Genomic DNA, 17,598 nt, shown 5'->3' with positions numbered 1-17,598 from the left:
TTATAAAACATATAAGATAGGTATATATCAAATGATGTGGTGCTATTGCTATCATCTTCATGCTAAAAATTAAAGTTGCGAAGTTTAATCTAAGAAGATAATTTCAATAACACCTTTCGTAATATGTCCTTTCAGCCCTAACACATTAGGTATCTGAAATTGCCACAAAGTTACGAAAAGCGTTCGTAATAGCAAGAACTATTGTTTATTAAAAAGTAAGGCAATCATAAGTATTTAATAGCTCTTCTTGTCTCAATCCTAAATATCTCTTAGTAATAGATACACTAGAATGATTAAATAATTCCATTAGCTTAACAAGTGCCAACTCTGAATTATCGCTATTCATATTATACACCTGTCTACCAAATGTTTTTCTTAATGAATGGCATGAAAAGTTTTTAACCGATAGCTTGTATTTGATTTGCATCTTTTTCAATAATACATCAATACTTTGCACCCTGTAAACTGTTCCTTTCTGACTTACCAAAATAGGTGCATTTATTCCAATCGGTTGTATCTGTTTATAACAATCTGCAATGTGTCGTTTTAGCTGTTGGTTAATTCTGATAGTACGCTGCTTTCCTGTTTTCTTCTCTACTATCGTAAATTCATCAACATTTAAAATCTGCTTCCAATGTAAGGCAAGCATATCACTTATTCGTAGTCCCCAAAAACAACCTATTGCAATAAGTAGGGACATCTTATAATCTTCATCTTTATAAAGAGAACGAACTAGATTCATAGCTTCTCCCCATTGTAGGTAATCGGCTGTTGTATTACTATATTTCAAGCTCATAAATATTCAATTTTATAGGTAAATAAATAAAAGTGAATATTCCACCAATACCACCAAGCAACCTATAAAGCTAACTTACTGATTTATAATGAAACATTCACTTTGTATATTAGTGACGATTATTCGCTTCTTCCACTGCCCATAAGCCAACTAAAAGAATAAGTAGGATTAACGGAACACAACCTGTTATAAAAGACAATACCACCCAAAAGAGCCAAACGAGTATCTTATAATAGAACATGATTCTTTATTTTACGTAGTTAATAAAATAGGAGAATACCCATTTCTGAATATTCCCCTGTTTAATCAATCAATAAACCACTTATATTTAGTGTCTCCATGCAAAGCGGCATTTATTCCCGTTGCTATTTCGGTTGCATTTACCGCTCTATCCAAAAATGAATCGATATAACTGCTTTTGTTTGCCCCTGTCAATAGATTGTATAATTTCCACATACTAATATCATTCCCCAAGCTCCCAAAGTTCTTATCATTAATATATGCTTTTGCAACTGTATTTATTTGCGAATCAGTGATAAGCATTTTAGGAATATCTTTCTGATAACCTTGTGGCAATGATTGATAAAGTCTCATTCTCCCAAGTAATTGACAAAATTGATGTTCTGTGAGATATGAGTTACCAAGTGTTTGCAACAAATGTAGATGTTTTGCAGGTTGGTAACTCTGAAACATTTCCAATACCGCCCGATATAAATCTTTGGTATTAGTAACTTCCAAGCAACTAAGAAAACCGTCTGTTGATACACACAAATTTGTGCATACTTTACAGGTAAAGCCTATAAATACTTTAAATCGTTCTGCTCCTTTCTTTGAATACAGATTTGTGTGATTATAAGCTCTCACACCACCAATAGTAAGAGTTAGCTTATTTCCGTTCACCGTTTCGTAAATCGTAGGAATCTGAATAATAAAAGCACATCTTTCGTAGTAGATAGTCTTATCACTTTCAAGAAGTTGATTTGCAGGTTTGTGTATTGCTTCGGGCACTCTCCCCTTAATAATGTGACTTACACGAATATCGGGCTTATCAATACTTTCACCACTGAAAAACGTATTTGCAGCGTCATAAACAGTATCAATAAATGCAGGGTGAGGAATTGTAAGCTCATTGTCTTTGGCGAATACGGGTGTAATACAATCTTCTTTTAAATGTTGCATTGTTACCTCTAACGTATTGGCTTCCAAGAAATGAGGATTCTCTTTTTTAACTTTTGGTTGTTCTTCGATTATTACCGCTTCTTCTGCATATTCACCAAAGTTACTTTCCCTTCTTACCTGTGGCACATTGCCAATAATTTGTAAATTTCTCATAACGAATAAAATTTTAAATGATTTATAAATTGATTACGTGGATTGAAATATATTTCGTTTCTCTCCAACTACTCTAGGGGGGGCATAAAAGGGTACTCTTTTCACCCGTACGTAACTTTCAATTCAGTAAATCATAGGAGAAGTAAGCTGATATATATTTAAGCTCCTATTTTTATAGGTAGGGGGTATTATATATAAAGTACCTATACTTTATTGCGTGCCTATGTATTACTATGCACTATAATAGAAAGGAGAGTATTATACTGCCATATAAAGATATGCTAAGTAGTAATATCAAAGAATGAGAATTATTTATTTTTTTACCTTGTTTATTATGAGTAACTTTGGGTATTCTTAAAAATCAAGAACTACCTGTTTGGCAATGGTTCAACTCCTTGAATTATATGTAAATCAAACAGGTTATATTTGCATTTTCCCACCCTTCCATTGGGAAAATTAACTCCCATATTTAAAATTGCGAACTGCTATATCCCTTGTATTAGACAAGAATTTAGAAGTTCCACAAAAAAAGCCGCAGTTAAGCACATTTGTAAGTGTACTCGCTTGCGGCTATTTTTGTTTTTAGTTGGGAGTAGACTAATTTATTCGTCAAAGTCTCTATAATGAGCTTATTTGTGGGCATTGACATATTTTTCAGTGTCTCATACTTCAAGTGCAGGATTAGCCTATATAACTCTTAATCTTTAAAAATCAGAACGGATACTCTGTCACCCTAAAAAATGAAGTTCATGCGCACATAAAGTTTAAATTCTTTAGTAGTAGGGGAAAATGTGTGTTATAATATATAATTAATATCAGATACTTTTTCCCCACTACTTTACCTATGTAAAGCTAAGGATGACTTATAGTACTAATAATCACATTTCTCTTTACCTTACACAGAAAAAATCACTTTTATTGCATCCTATTCTATAAAACAGGTAGGTACAAGGGAAAAAATACTGTATATTAATATATTAATAAAGAACACTTTTTCCCCTTATTTGGGAATTATGATATTCCCATTATCATCTATCTCTACTATTTTATTTACTTTCTTCGTGGGCAGTTTTTTCTGCTTGGAAAAGTCGTTTTCCAATAGAATATTTTCAGTATGTAAGATTAAAGGATTGCCAAACAATAGTAAATCAACAACTGCCAGCTCTATTATATATTTCTCATAAGTGTCTTCGTCAATTTTTATCGCTTTCAATATATTAGCTTTTGTCAATTCAACATTGCCACATCGAGATAATAGTAGTAATTGGATAAAGAAGCCTTTTATTGCTGCATCCAGTTCGATTAATGCAAACTTATTGGAGATAGTGATACATTGTTCTTCCATTGCAGGAATATGATAAATATTCCGTCTAGTTAGATAATAATAACCATTATCCACAAAATAAGGCTTTATATCCAAGTACTCCTCAAATTTCTTATTAAAACTGCTTACTGATTTACCTCCACTTGTTCTTTTTAATTCATCTAAAGTGATTCTCACATTATACCAATCATCTCTTGAAAGAGACAAACAGAAAAATCTATAAATATTGGCAGGTTTGAATCTATTTAGAATGGAATAGTTGACGGTTGCATTGCTTCTGCAAAATTGGGGTAGAATATTCATTAGTAGCGGATTGAATATTGTTTATAAATAGTAAATCTTTCTTCTCTTTTTCTATCTTGTAGTAATAAGCACTACCAAAGTAAATCTTTGCTTCTTTTCGATTATTGAATCGCTTTCCCGTAGGAATATGAATAATCATAGGTCATTGGTTTATTTTATAAATGATGTATCTGAATCTAATTAATGTTGTGGTGCAAAATAAATCGTATAGACTTTCCCTTGTATCTTTCTTTTGCTTTTAATATAGCCATTTGAGCTAGCCCATAAGCCAACTCTAAGCCTGTTATCTGTAATTCCTTGTTTTAGTGCTTTTTCTCTGATTTCTTCATAGGTGAATGTTTGCATAGTACTGTTTTAAATAAAAAATGGTGATAAAATAGTGTATCTTTTGTGCCTGTGCTATCTTATATACTATTTGTAATATATTGATACAAAGGTACTAAGTTTTTAGGGAGTGACCTAATACTAGTACCACAAACTGAAAAAATCGACTAGAAGTATTCATACAGCGAGAATATGGTGAACTATGAAAACAACATCGCAAAAAAATTATGAATAAATTTCTTTTCTGTTTACTAAGCCAAATCTTTTAGCCTGTCACTTCAAGATGAGGAACATTTTTCAAACAGGGTCTATAAAAGTATTTTTCCGATAAAAATGTCCTTCACATTATAATATTTCTTCAATCAGCAAATAACATCTTTCACCTTTGATTTTACATTCGGACACCATAAAAAAATCGCATATAGTCTTACTTGTTATGGCTTTAGGGGGATGTATATTCAATAGAGCATAAATTCTCTTTATTTCTTCTTTTGTATATTTACAGGTGTATTTTCGACCAACAGTAAATGAGTTCTTTATTAAGCGGATTACCTCTGTTCCGGTTGCCTTCTCGCTGTATTGCTTCTGTATCATGGCTTCCGTGATTTTCTTTTTGGAATATTTGAGTTTTTCAATCACTTCCTTACCTACCGTATCATAAGCTTCAACAATAAATGAATCAGCCGCAATCAAATCCCGCTTGTATTCCAGTTCCATTTCAGTAACACAATCTCCCAACATCTCCAACTGGCGGACTATCTCTTTACGCTTGTCTTTAATGGATTGAGATTTATTTTCCCTCTTTAACCGCTCGCTATCACCCAACGGACAATAGTAGCCCGCATGATAAACAATAAAAGAATCACAGTTATCGTATGCTTTATATAGAGAATTTTCATCATGGAAATAATTTTTCATCAATTCCTCATCCATGTAGTTGTCTATTGCAAACCAATTCTCTCTCCCGTTCCTATCAAGCATCCTATTGAAAGGAAGACTTTCCAATGCAGCACGATAAGCATCACGGGAAGCCCTGTCTATTGCACAATCATAAAAGTTCTTCATCGTTCGGTATATCTCCTTGCTGTAAACAAGATAATCTTTTATCTCCTCTTTGCTTCTTTGGGGCAATCCTTTTTTGGTATTACTTATATAGGTAATTGACGAGACACCATTTCTGAATCGTCCTACTATTTGAATTGCGTCTGTATATGGGTCTATCATAGTATGTTCCGCAAAATAGACATCGGTTAGCATTATAACATGAGGTTGCTCTTCCAATTCCATATCCACAGCATTGAAAAAACGGCTTGTGAAAAAGTTGTACCGCTTCATTTTATCCTTGTTCCACTGTTCGTAAACATTACAAAATCTGTTCTTTTTTAGTTTATCAACACTTTTTGGAGCACAAAAGACTGCGGAATCTTCCAACAGGTCTAGTTGCTTCATCAATGAATATATAATATCGGTTGAATTGATAAACACACAAATGGGAAGTGGCGCAGTTTCCTCATTGTCTAGTTTGGATAATACAGTTTTTAATGCTTGCAGTGTATTATTCGTATGATGCAGCCAAAGTTCCTTTTTATAATCGAAGGTCGGCTGTATTTCTATCATTTTAAAATTCTGTTCCTTAAATCGAGGGTCATTCAATTCTATCGGTGTGGCAGAAACCAATGCTTTTTGGTCAAACTTAAAGAAATCATCTATCGGTAGTGTTATGTCACTCCGGTAATCCGCATCCTTCACTAGCTTATGACATTCATCAAACAGAAGAAAACAAGAACAATGCGCACTCATTTCCTGTTCTTCAAATGCGTCCTTTACTTTCTGAAAACTTTCAGGAGTAGTAAGTATCTTATAATACTTCTTCTTGCTCTTCTCCAAGTAGTTTACAATATCGTCAGTATATACACCTTCATATACTCCGAACAGATTATCATCTTTATGCTTAGGGTCATTGCACTTACCAATTATAACAGGAACATTCGGCTCAATGATAATCGAGTTACGTTTTGCTGTGATTTCTCCATAGGTAGCACCAAGTCCGGTCAACTTCTTATAAAGAATAGTATTCGTGGGAATTTCGGGAAGAACTTCGGGAAGGTATTGCACCTTATCGAGTTCATTCTTGCTTACTTGAATCTGTTTCGTTGTTGTCATGCCACTGCTTTTATCGTTTCAATGTAATTCATTATTATATCCGTTCGTCTCATCCGGAAGAATATTTTTCCATTGTTTAGAGATAGTAATGCAGAAACGAAACAGAACGTTTCTCGCAACGTGGGAACAAATTGTATTGCATACCCCATATCTATCAGAGATTTCAATGTATCAAATTGAAAGTCAAAACCTTCATACGGATTGACCTTCATCGGAAATATCCCAAAATCCTCATCATCTCCATTCTTCAAATATTCCCACAGCCATTTCCATGACTGTGGAGAAAGCTGATACATGAAACGTCGAGTATTAATAGTTTCAACCCAAACGCTAGGGATATTATCACTGTTTTCCATAAATTCGATATTGATTCGTAAACGACGTTTCATCATAAGTTTTATTTGCGAATGAGCCGCCTCATTGTCGTATGGTAACCGGAAATTTATTTTCATATAAAAAAGAATTAGGAAAGGGAGAGAATAAACTCTCCCATTGGATTCAACATTATTAGGCAATCAGCTTGAAGGTTACAAGATTATTCTCTGCAAGGAATTGTTCAATCTCGTCAGTACGCTTCACATAGTAGTTCACTTCCCCTCGGAAAAACTTGGATACAACATGCAGGTAGCTTGCATCTTCTGTTACAAAATCCTTAAGAAAAATCAACTTTCTACCTGAAAGAGCATCTTGCTTGAACATTTCCGTTTCCAGTGCTTCAATCTCCAATGCGAGATGTTCTGTCATTAGATACTCATCCACCTTCATTTTTCCGTTCAAAGCGTTCACCACAATTTCGAGTAATGCTTCGTCAGCCCATGTTGTTATTTCCTCTTTTCTATTCCCGAAATCTGCCATGATTCGAACCTGTGCCTTGCCAGCAACTGTCTTAAAACGCACTTTCAGCTTAGCATTTCCAGCCCATGCATTAGCAAGACGTTCCACTGCGTTGCTATCCACTACTGCATTATTATTCACTCCGTTTTCAATTTGTAGTTTAATTTCAAAAAAGTTTTTCATTGTTTATTATTTTTATTCCGCCTTCTGTTCTGTTCGGGCATTCAGGCAAGGCATCACTTAGTGCACATCAGTTTTGCGCTTACACCGATAAAGCTGCAAAGGATATGCTCATGCCACAAAAAAAGGGAACAAGAAAAATACGATTTCCTGTCCCCTTTTTATCGGTCTAAAATAAAATGAATACTATATCACATATAAATGCTATTAAATGTATTTATTGGAGTATCTTTATATCGTCTCAAAATGACTTTTATATAATCACAACTATCTAATAGACTTTTATTTACGAGTATTCCGGTATAGTATATAAGATTAGATATTAATCGCTTCTCTTTATCTGATATTCCTTTGGTCTTTTTCCCTCTTTTTGCTACTATATTTTTCCGGGAATCAAGAAAGCGAATTATCATATTAGCAAAGAAATATGCCACAATGGCAGAAGAAAAGCTGACATTTTTACTTGGGGAAATATGACTAGTTGTCAGTCGACTATTACATTCAACAGTATCAAGCCGTTCATGGCACAATGACGCTAAGTATGAAATAGTACGGTTATTTTGCATCGTTATCACCTTCTTCCCCCCTATCTTCAATGTCAGTTCAACGGGCACATCAAATACAGTATCCATTGGTGTTTCTTTACTATAAACTTCAAGGATTGAATCAGAAAAGATTTGCAGTTCTTCTAGTGGACTTAATGAACACTCCCACCCATTGGCAAACTGCCCACGACAATAATCATGTACAAATAGAAGTAGATACCAAAATTTATCGCAATCAAGTTGTAATTGATGTAACAAAGAAACAATCTTGCTACTCTTTACATAAGATGAATAAGTAAATGGAATTTTGAGAAGTCCGTTATTATATCGTACCTTAAATATCTCCGGTGCAGACGAAGGAAGTTCATACGTTTGTTGACTTTCCTCGTCAAAATCAAAATCCGGTGTATATATCTGTGCAAGTAGAGAAACATACTCTAAAAGTTCGTATTCCTCTTTCACATACTGGTAAAGTGTGAATTTCTGAATTGGCATATCGTAATAATTATGCTGTAAAGATAAAAAATGCCGCTTCACCATAAAAGTAAAGCGACATTTTATTTCAAAGAAGATTCTTCATTGCTTCATCTAACTGCTTATTTTCAAAACTATCCAAGTAAATCTGTGTCACCCGTTCGGAGCTATGTCCCAAAGACTCACTGATTACAGACGTTGAAACTCCCGAACGCTTCAAGACTGTCGCATAAGAATGTCGAGCCGTATAACTGGAAATCTTCAATTCAATACCCAACTCCTTCCCAATATCAGCTAAATATCCGTTGACATTATCCAGTACATCATATATTCGGTTTCTTATCTGTCGTGGAGTTCGCTCTCTATTATCCAGTATGGGAAAGATATATTTACGCTGTGAGGAACGATAACGATTTACTATCTCAATCGCCTTCTCCTGTAATGGTAACATTATTAGCTTCTTCGTTTTCTGACGAATATACACCAAACGCTCACCTTCAAAATTCTTATCGGTAAGAAACGCCATGTCAGTGAAATTGATACCACCCATTAAGTAAGAGAACGCAAACATATCAACTGCCAATCTCTTATAAAAGCGAGATTTCGACACATCATACTCAATAACCTGCTTCACCTGCTCTTTTGTTATTGCACGCTTAGCTGTCTCCTTGTGTAACTTAGAAACCTTATACTTTTTGAATGGATAATTATCTGCTTTTACCAATCCCTCCACAAGGGCTAGATTATATACAGCCCGCAAAGTTCTAAAACGGATACCAATTGTATTATCAGCCAACTTATTACACCTCAACCATGATTCATAAGATTTCAGCCAATTAACATCTATATCAGAGAAATATATATCCAAATGACCTCTGAACTTACACAATGAATTATAAACTTGCTGAACAGAAAGCGCATACCCTAACCTGCCTTCACTTTTCAGTTGAGCTATATATTCATTAAATAAAATACCAACAGTCTTTACCTTCCTTACCGGAGTAACCGCTTCAACCAAGGTAGTAGGCGAATATTCTCGTTGTTCCATAGAAAATTCCAGTATCTGTTCTGAATACTTCTGTTCTTGCTCGTTTAGAACCTTAATAATTTGCTCCCTATTAGGACAATTGCGCTTAGGTTTATTCTTCTCAAAGTCCCAATTATTAGGTTTTACTGAAATCCCAAGACTGATATACTTTCGTTTACCCTCTTTACACACACAAATCATAAGCGGATGCTCTCCATTACGAAGAGTTTTTGACTTGTAGCACAACACATTAACTGTCGCTTTCATACATTTTTCGGTTTACATCTTGGTTTACATGAACCACATAATTCGTAGGAAATGTTGCTTAATTCAAAGCTAAAGGACAGTTCTTCTTAAGAAAATGCAGAAAAACAAAAAGCCCCGTAAATCAATGATTTACAGAGCTTTTTCACAAAGAACACTCGTACTCGAAGCGGGACTTGAACCCGCACAGCCGCAATGGCCAAAGGATTTTAAGTCCTTCGTGTCTACCATTCCACCATTCGAGCATCCTTTCAAAGAGAGCGGAAAACGAGACTCGAACTCGCGACCCTAACCTTGGCAAGGTTATGCTCTACCAACTGAGCTATTTCCGCGTTTTTTCAACGAGTGCAAAGATACAGAGTTTCCTTGTTTCTGCCAAATATTTTTAAAGGAAAGTTTATAAATGAAAGATACAAAGTTCATCCGGAGGATACGTAGTTATCAAAAAAGTAATTATAGAAATCTTTTAAGAAAGAAGAAAAGCATCAAACAAAAAGCCCGTTTACATGTAATCAATTGATCTACAATGACATATTTCTCTTATTTTAAATATGACCAAAGTGTACACTTTGGCATATGTTAATTGTACACTTCAGTCATACCAAAGTGTACAATCCTGATATGCTAAAGTGTACAATCCTGTAAAACGAAACCGGAGTGTTAAAATTAGAATTAACATCCTTAACAAATTACCTGTTTTTAGGATGAACCTAATACTAAGAGGAGATTAACGTATGAATTATGTATACCTAATAGTATTAAAGAAGGTACAATCAATTCATTACCCAAAAGCAGTCATACTTTTATATAACAGAGCAAGAGTTACTGAAAAAAGAGAAATATCCGTTATTTAATTACGAACTTGCAATGTAGTACCGCTCACAATCACATTGTATCGTTTCAGATACTCTTTTCCTTCTCCTTCTACCGGAGCTCCACTGCTACTCAGATTATACTTTGTTTTGCATTTGGGACAGATAGCAGTGCCCAGTCCATCATCCTGTACATCTATTGAAACATTACGACTGGCCTCCACCGGACAGGCTGCATCAAAAGCAGTGTAATCATACCCCTGAGAATAGATAGATTGCCCAATTATCAGACCTGCATATCCAACAGGAATACCGTTTACATTTTTTGCTTTCTTTATAAATTGCCCAGGGATAGCCAATTTAGAATACTCACCCTGTACCAGATCGCACGAGAAATAGAACGAAACATCCGGGATAGTTGATTTATAGGAGTCGTCACAAGCAACGACACCTATAAATAGCAATATGACAAGAAATAATCTACGCATCTATATTCTCCTTTCTTTAATTAACGGGCAAGTAAAGCTTTCTCTGCTTCTTCCATTCCGCGGAAATTAAACTCTTCTACCACCTTCTGCATCAAAGCAGAGATTTCCGCATTGCATAGATTACCAATACTTCCCTCATGCGTATGATGTACCTGTTTGCTATGTGAGAAATTTCCAGCTTCAATATCAAGTCCCACCTTTTTATAAGCATCCCGGAAAGGCATTCCCTCACGAGCCAGACGATTCACCTCTTCCACGCTAAAAATAAACAGATATTTATCATCATCAAGAATATGTTCATTCACCTTGATTTCATTCATAATATAAGTAGTCATCTGCAAGCAGTCCTTCAGTTCCTGGAAAGCAGGCAAAAAGACTTCCTTAATAATCTGAAGATCACGAAAATATCCTGAAGGCAGGTTATTAGCTATCATCATGATTTGTTGTGGAAGTGACTGAAGTTTGTTACACTTGGCACGAGTTAACTCAAAGACATCCGGATTTTTCTTATGTGGCATAATACTGGAACCTGTGGTACAGTCGTCCGGCAACTTCACAAAACCAAAGTTCTGGCTATTGAACATACAAGCATCAAAGGCAAGTTTAGAAATAGTCCCTGCAATAGTAGCAAGTGCAAAGGCAACATTACGTTCCAGCTTACCACGCCCCATCTGGGCATATACCACATTATAATTAAGAGAATCGAAGCCCAACAAACGAGTAGTCATGGTACGATCCAACGGAAAAGAAGAACCATACCCCGCAGCTGAACCTAATGGATTGCGGTTACACATCTTAAAAGCTGCCTGTAGAAAAAGCATATCATCTACCAGGCTTTCGGCATAAGCACCAAACCAAAGTCCAAAAGAAGAAGGCATAGCAATCTGCAAGTGAGTATAACCAGGCATCAACACCTCTTTATATCTTTCACTCTGAAGAATAAGTACATCAAACAGCTGTTCCACTGCTTCGGCCACCTCTTTCAATTGTGTACGGGTAAAAAGTTTTAAATCAAGAAGTACCTGATCATTGCGAGAACGGCCGCTATGTATTTTCTTACCAACATCACCCAAACGCCGGGTCAACATCAACTCTACCTGGGAGTGCACGTCTTCTACTCCATCTTCTATTACGAACTCTCCCCGTTCCGCTTCTGCATAGATATTTTTCAGTTCTGCCAACAACAGAGTCAGCTCCTCTTTTGTCAATAAACCGATGCTTTCGAGCATAGTGATATGAGCCATGGACCCCATCACATCATGTTTAGCAAGATAAAGGTCCATCTCACGATCACGTCCAACAGTGAAACGTTCTATCTCTTTATTTACCTGAACGGATTTCTCCCAAAGTTTCTGTGCCATACTATTTAGTAGTTAGTAGTAAGTAATTAGTAGTCAAGTAGTAAGTAGTCAAGTAGTAAGTAGTGTAGATACTTTTAATAATCAAAGCAAAAGGAGAAAAGAGCAAATGAAACATTTCTACTTAACTACTTGACTACTTACTACTTAACCTCTTACTACTACCCCATTAATATTGAATCATTGCCAACATATCCACCATTTTCTCCAATCCTTCCTGAAGCGGTTTCTGCACCATGGCTTTCATAAAAGGATTTAGTTCCATACCGATAGTAACCTTCAGCTTACACTCTTCATCAGTTGTTGCAACAAGCTGAATCCAGAGATTGAAAGGTAGCGGAGAGTTAGTGGTCTCAAACTTAATACATTTACTTGGCTCACGTTCCACAATCTTCAATGTCAACTGCCCAACAGGAGCCACACTGAAACTCAAGGTATCAGAATCAAAACTTATATCCTTCACCTTATCTTCCGGCAAACGATCTTTTAAGGCCTCCAGATTGCTAAGATCGGACAATTTCTCATAAACCCGCTCCTGGCTGTAAGGTATCACTTTTACAGTACTTTCAAATTTAGTCATCTTATTTTCATTCTTATAAAGACAAAAAAAGAACTATCCGAACAAAATCTGTCCGAATGGCTCTCCTTTAAATCCATCTATAATTAAATATCTTTGTTACTTTCCAGCGTCCCAATGTGCAGGGTCTTTACGCCATTCGTTCAAAGTCGCAATATCCGTATCCTCAATATAACCGGTTTGAAGTGCAACTTCAAGTACAGCTTCGTAGTTTGTCAAAGTCACCAAAGGCACTTTTGCATCCTTGAACGCTTTCTCTGCGACAGGGAAACCATACGTATAAGCAGCAATCATACCTATTACTTCACAGCCATCCCGACGAATTGCTTCTACTGCCTTCAAACTACTACCACCGGTGGAAATCAAATCTTCTACAACGACAACCTTCATTCCGGGACGAAGTTCTCCTTCAATTAAGTTTTCTAATCCATGATCTTTCGGGGTAGAACGAACATACACGAACGGAAGATTCAATGCATCAGCCACCAACGCTCCCTGAGGGATCGCTCCTGTAGCAACACCAGCAATGGCATCTACCTGCCCGAATCGTTCTAATATCAGACGAGTGGTTTCAATCTTCACAAAATTACGAAGAGACGGATAGGAAAGAGTTTTACGGTTATCACAGTAAAACGGTGATTTCCATCCGGAAGCCCATGTAAAAGGATTGGCTGGTTGAAGCTTAATCGCTTTAATCTTCAGTAACTTCTCAGCAAATAATCTCTCTAAGTTTTTCATAACTAAACTAACTTGATAATTATAGAGTGCAAAAATACAGAAATAGAACGAAACAAGAAAGAAGATTCCGGTTATTTTTTTTAATCGTCCTGTGCTTCATCATCCGACACCTCTATGCAGCACTTGATATCTTTCATTTCAAAGCCACGACTCATAGCAAAACGAATTAGTTTTCCATTTAATTCGTATTCATCTTTCCCGCGAACACTCTTACGTTTGGAAGCAAGTAAATCACGCAGCACTGCAAGATATTCTTCCTGATCGATCTCATTCAAATGACGCCAAGCCACATCGGACGGTATTTTTTTCATATATAAGCCCTGTCCTATTTTCATCTTTCCCCATTTGGCAAAGCGAAATTTATCACCAATAAAAGCACGGCAATAACGCTCATCATCAATGTATTTTTCAGCTTCGAGACGGGCAAGTATGCGCTCTATGGCATCGTAGGCAATACCCCACTTTTGTAATTTATCACTCACTTCTGCCCGGCAATGTTCTGCGGCAGAGCAATAGGCAGCTACACGGTTTAGCGCCTCTTCTTCGGTCATTGTATTCATTTATGCGTAGTTACAATTCTATCGTTTCCTGATATATCTTTTATAATACAAGGATGACAATACCCTAAATCAGTAAGCATACAGACGATTTCGCAACCGTATGCACGGTTTATTTCAAAGTAAAGTTTTCCTCCGGGGTTCAACAATTGTCTTCCCAACACAGCAATCCGGCGATAAAAGCGTAATGGATCATTATCGGGCACAAACAAGGCAAGCTCCGGTTCCCAATCAAGTACATTAGGCTCCATGTCTACCTTTTCAGATTCGGTCACATAGGGAGGATTACTAACAATAATATCAAAACGTTGCCTAGAATCTGTCTCTGCCAATACATCTTTTCGCTCAAAAGAAACGGCTGAACCCAGAACTTCATTGTTTCGCCGGGCTACAGCAAGTGCTTCTTCCGAAATATCCCAGGCTGTCACTTTAGCTTGTGAAATGGCAAGAGACAAAGAGATAGCAATACACCCACTTCCCGTACCAATATCCAATATCCGGGGAGCATCATTCAAATTCTCTCTAACAACAAGTTCCACTAATTCTTCTGTCTCCGGACGGGGAATAAGTACCCCCGGTGCTACGTAGAAAGAGCGTCCCAGAAAGATTGCCATTTTCCGTATATATTGTATCGGCTCATTTTTTCGTAAACGCTGCAGAATGTTTTCCAGTTCGTACTGTTTGCTTTCGGATAAATTAATATCTTTGCCCAGATAAATGTCGAGTGCATCCATACCCAACAGATCACACCAAATCATCATCGTCAGGCTTTTCAGTTCCTGAGGAGGATAAATATCTTGTAATACCTGACGGATATAAGTAGAAACCCGGTTCATGTCTATCTGTTTTTGGGATGCAAAAGTACAAATATTATAGTAAAAGGCTGAAAAATGGAAGAAGAAAAATACATGCGGCGCTGTATTGAACTGGCACAAAATGGTTTATGTAATGTGTCTCCCAATCCAATGGTAGGAGCTGTAATTGTATGTGACGGGCAAATTATAGGCGAGGGGTATCACATTCGCTGCGGACAGGCACACGCCGAAGTAAATGCAATTCATTCGGTAAAAGACGAGTCTTTGTTAAAACGTTCTACTATTTATGTTAGTCTGGAACCATGCTCCCACTATGGAAAAACACCTCCATGCGCCGATCTTATTATAGAGAAACAGATTCCACGTATCGTTATTGGCTGCCAGGACCCTTTTTCAAAAGTAGCCGGACAAGGAATACAAAAATTACGTAATGCCGGAAGAGAAGTAACTGTAGGAATACTCGAAAATGAATGTCGTCATCTGATACGCAGGTTTATTGTATTCAATACGCTCCACCGCCCTTACATCACCCTCAAATGGGCAGAATCAGTAGATGGATTTATTGACATAAACCGCACAGACGGACAACCGGTAATACTTTCAACTCCACACACTGCCTTGTTAGTACATAAAAAAAGAAGTGAATCGGATGCTATCATGGTAGGTACACACACGGCGCAGCTCGACAATCCTTCATTAACAGTACGCAACTGGTACGGCAAGAATCCGGTACGGGTAGTATTGGACAGAAATCTATCACTTCCCTCTGACCTGCACCTTTTTGATGGTAGTGTTCCGACACTCGTTTTTACATCCCAAAAACATCCGGAACAGAAAAACATAGAATATATCGTACTCGATTATGAAAAAGAATTATTGCCACAGATAATGAACGCCCTCTATCATCGTGGTTTACAATCAATATTAGTAGAAGGAGGTGCACAATTACTCCAATCGTTTATTGATAATAACCTATGGGACGAGGCATTTATAGAAGAAGCCAAGGTTACGTTAGATTCGGGTGTTAAAGCACCTGAAATAAGAAATAAAATTAGTTATTCCGATAAAAAACATTTTGGAGTAAAAATAAAGCACTACACGAACAAAAATGTGTAAATTGGCTCTATTCAGAGGGTTTTCTATCGATAAAAAGCCTGTTATTATCTATAATTTTATATAAAACTTCCCCACAATGTTCTATATCGGAAAAAATGTTCCTATTTTTGCAACTTGTAAATAAACACAATCTTTCAAATGAGAATTAAGTTTTTATCAGTAATTGTGAGTTTCTTGCTTGTGTCATTTGCCATGAGCTCTTGTCTTGGCGATGACGATCCTATTGAGTATAGCCCGAATGCACTTCTACAGGCATTTGAACTTGACAAGGTTTTGGGAGTTAATTATCAATTCACAATTGATCAGCTTACCGGAGAAATATACAATCAGGATTCATTGCCGGTAGGTTCAGATACGATTATTGATAGAATCCTGATAAAGACCATGACAGTAGCAGGTTTTGTTACTATCAGAAACTCAGCAAATACAGAAGACTCCATATTTAATATAGCAGACTCTGTAAATCTGGTAGGAACAGTGGAAAAACCTTTCAGATTTAAAGTATGGGCACCGGACATGGAACATACGAAAGAGTATGCACTATCAGTGCGTGTACATCAGCAACAACCGGATTCTCTGAATTGGGGTAAAGGCCCAATAGGTACTAATTTTGCACCTCAGATAAAAGGTAAACAGAAATCTATCATTTTCAATAACCAGATTTATGTTTATGGACCAAGTTCTTCTTCTGTATACTACACAACCCTATCCAATGGACAACTTGGAACAGATGGAACATGGAATTCAGCCCCAATCAACGGGTTGCCTTCAACAAACCTTACTTCAATCGTAAACTTCAACAGTACACTTTATGCAACAACTATTGCTGATAAGAAGGTATATAGTTCTAATGATGGTATAAATTGGGAAGAAGCACCTGCATTTGGAGATAACACCGTGGTTCTGATTGCTCCAATCGGAAACAGTCTGACAGGAATCAAAACTTTGAACAATGAAGATATGTTCTGTACAACAACAGATGGAAGTAATTGGACCGAGGAAGGTGTTGTTCCAAAAAATTTCCCACGTGATAACATCTCAGTTACGAGCTTTCAAAATATAACCGGTGTACCTAATATTATGATAGTAGGTAATATTCCGGAAGAAAATAAAACGGAGAATGATACAGCAACAGTCGCATGGGGATATATGCAAGGACAGGAATGGGCCGCTTTGGATGACTCCTCATACCCTTGTCCGTTACTAAAAGACCCTTCCATTATGTATTATGGAGGTGCTTTCTATATCTTTGGCAGAGACTTCAAAACTTTCTATAAATCCGAAGCCGGCATTGTATGGAAGGAAGTGACAAGGATGTTTATGTTCCCAACAGATCAAATCATTGAGATTAAAGACGAAGAGGGTAACATACAGACTGAACATAACTATGGTTTTAGAGGTGAAGAATCAGACTACTCAATGGTAGTAGACGAAAATAACTTTATCTGGATTATGCGTAGTTATGACGGAATGCCGGGTGCAATAATACCTAGCGGAGATGTATGGAGAGGTAAATTGAATCGTTTAGGGTTTGCAAGGCAATAAGCGAAATACAATTTTAAAGTTAATCA

Annotated in this window: 18 protein-coding genes and 2 tRNA genes; 2 read left to right on the top strand and 18 right to left on the bottom strand. The window is 36.7% G+C overall.

Annotated elements, in window-relative coordinates:
* Window positions 1–208: 208 nt before the first annotated feature.
* From HCG69_RS12285 to prmC, 18 genes are all read right to left on the bottom strand, one after another.
* Window positions 209–796, bottom strand: coding sequence for a tyrosine-type recombinase/integrase (locus HCG69_RS12285; protein WP_008021212.1), 588 nt, complete (start codon window positions 794–796; stop codon window positions 209–211).
* Window positions 797–1,102: 306 nt separating this feature from the next.
* Window positions 1,103–2,128 carry a DUF3871 family protein gene (locus tag HCG69_RS12280; protein ID WP_221650267.1) on the bottom strand — a complete coding sequence of 342 codons (1,026 nt, stop codon included), beginning with the start codon at window positions 2,126–2,128 and terminating at the stop codon, window positions 1,103–1,105.
* Window positions 2,129–3,128: 1,000 nt separating this feature from the next.
* Window positions 3,129–3,629, bottom strand: coding sequence for a hypothetical protein (locus tag HCG69_RS12275; protein ID WP_259010511.1), 501 nt, complete (start codon window positions 3,627–3,629; stop codon window positions 3,129–3,131).
* 64 nt (window positions 3,630–3,693) lie between these two features.
* On the bottom strand, window positions 3,694–3,894 hold the full coding sequence (locus tag HCG69_RS12270; RefSeq protein ID WP_061447999.1) for a hypothetical protein: 201 nt from the start codon (window positions 3,892–3,894) through the stop codon (window positions 3,694–3,696).
* A gap of 41 nt (window positions 3,895–3,935) precedes the next feature.
* Complete coding sequence (locus HCG69_RS12265) at window positions 3,936–4,100, bottom strand: hypothetical protein (RefSeq protein ID WP_002559005.1); 165 nt, start codon at window positions 4,098–4,100, stop codon at window positions 3,936–3,938.
* A 324-nt stretch (window positions 4,101–4,424) separates the two neighbouring features.
* Window positions 4,425–6,242 carry a DEAD/DEAH box helicase family protein gene (locus HCG69_RS12260; protein ID WP_221650266.1) on the bottom strand — a complete coding sequence of 606 codons (1,818 nt, stop codon included), beginning with the start codon at window positions 6,240–6,242 and terminating at the stop codon, window positions 4,425–4,427.
* Window positions 6,239–6,694: a hypothetical protein gene (locus HCG69_RS12255; RefSeq protein WP_151210502.1), complete on the bottom strand. Its 456-nt coding sequence runs from the start codon at window positions 6,692–6,694 to the stop codon at window positions 6,239–6,241. Before HCG69_RS12255 ends, HCG69_RS12260 begins: the two co-directional genes overlap by 4 nt.
* A gap of 55 nt (window positions 6,695–6,749) precedes the next feature.
* A complete protein-coding gene (locus HCG69_RS12250; protein ID WP_221650265.1) occupies window positions 6,750–7,259 on the bottom strand; it encodes a hypothetical protein in 510 nt (169 codons plus the stop codon).
* Window positions 7,260–7,447: 188 nt separating this feature from the next.
* A complete protein-coding gene (locus HCG69_RS12245) occupies window positions 7,448–8,296 on the bottom strand; it encodes a hypothetical protein (protein WP_131797394.1) in 849 nt (282 codons plus the stop codon).
* A gap of 67 nt (window positions 8,297–8,363) precedes the next feature.
* Window positions 8,364–9,569 carry a site-specific integrase gene (locus HCG69_RS12240; RefSeq protein ID WP_002559000.1) on the bottom strand — a complete coding sequence of 402 codons (1,206 nt, stop codon included), beginning with the start codon at window positions 9,567–9,569 and terminating at the stop codon, window positions 8,364–8,366.
* A gap of 158 nt (window positions 9,570–9,727) precedes the next feature.
* Window positions 9,728–9,811, bottom strand: a tRNA-Leu gene (locus HCG69_RS12235).
* A 14-nt stretch (window positions 9,812–9,825) separates the two neighbouring features.
* A tRNA-Gly gene (locus HCG69_RS12230) sits at window positions 9,826–9,898 on the bottom strand.
* A gap of 518 nt (window positions 9,899–10,416) precedes the next feature.
* Window positions 10,417–10,866, bottom strand: a complete 450-nt coding sequence (locus HCG69_RS12225; RefSeq protein ID WP_221650264.1) for a hypothetical protein — start codon at window positions 10,864–10,866, stop codon at window positions 10,417–10,419.
* A 20-nt stretch (window positions 10,867–10,886) separates the two neighbouring features.
* Window positions 10,887–12,227, bottom strand: coding sequence for an argininosuccinate lyase (gene argH, locus HCG69_RS12220; protein WP_221650263.1), 1,341 nt, complete (start codon window positions 12,225–12,227; stop codon window positions 10,887–10,889).
* Between the two features lie 166 nt (window positions 12,228–12,393).
* On the bottom strand, window positions 12,394–12,804 hold the full coding sequence (locus HCG69_RS12215) for an SRPBCC family protein (RefSeq protein WP_221650262.1): 411 nt from the start codon (window positions 12,802–12,804) through the stop codon (window positions 12,394–12,396).
* 96 nt (window positions 12,805–12,900) lie between these two features.
* A complete protein-coding gene (gene pyrE / locus HCG69_RS12210; protein WP_221650261.1) occupies window positions 12,901–13,539 on the bottom strand; it encodes an orotate phosphoribosyltransferase in 639 nt (212 codons plus the stop codon).
* A gap of 80 nt (window positions 13,540–13,619) precedes the next feature.
* On the bottom strand, window positions 13,620–14,099 hold the full coding sequence (locus HCG69_RS12205; RefSeq protein ID WP_025868077.1) for a regulatory protein RecX: 480 nt from the start codon (window positions 14,097–14,099) through the stop codon (window positions 13,620–13,622).
* Window positions 14,096–14,932 carry a peptide chain release factor N(5)-glutamine methyltransferase gene (prmC, locus tag HCG69_RS12200; protein WP_221650260.1) on the bottom strand — a complete coding sequence of 279 codons (837 nt, stop codon included), beginning with the start codon at window positions 14,930–14,932 and terminating at the stop codon, window positions 14,096–14,098. Before prmC ends, HCG69_RS12205 begins: the two co-directional genes overlap by 4 nt.
* A 54-nt stretch (window positions 14,933–14,986) precedes the next feature.
* On the opposite strand from prmC, the gene ribD reads away from it, so the two are divergent.
* On the top strand, window positions 14,987–16,027 hold the full coding sequence (ribD, locus tag HCG69_RS12195; RefSeq protein ID WP_221650259.1) for a bifunctional diaminohydroxyphosphoribosylaminopyrimidine deaminase/5-amino-6-(5-phosphoribosylamino)uracil reductase RibD: 1,041 nt from the start codon (window positions 14,987–14,989) through the stop codon (window positions 16,025–16,027).
* Window positions 16,028–16,165: 138 nt separating this feature from the next.
* On the top strand, window positions 16,166–17,572 hold the full coding sequence (locus HCG69_RS12190) for a DUF6242 domain-containing protein (RefSeq protein WP_221650258.1): 1,407 nt from the start codon (window positions 16,166–16,168) through the stop codon (window positions 17,570–17,572).
* Window positions 17,573–17,598: the final 26 nt, after the last annotated feature.

The sequence above is a fragment of the Bacteroides sp. K03 genome (genome assembly GCF_019734355.1).
GTDB classification, from domain to species: Bacteria; Bacteroidota; Bacteroidia; order Bacteroidales; family Bacteroidaceae; genus Bacteroides; species Bacteroides nordii.
This window is presented reverse-complemented; position numbering and strand designations above follow the sequence as displayed.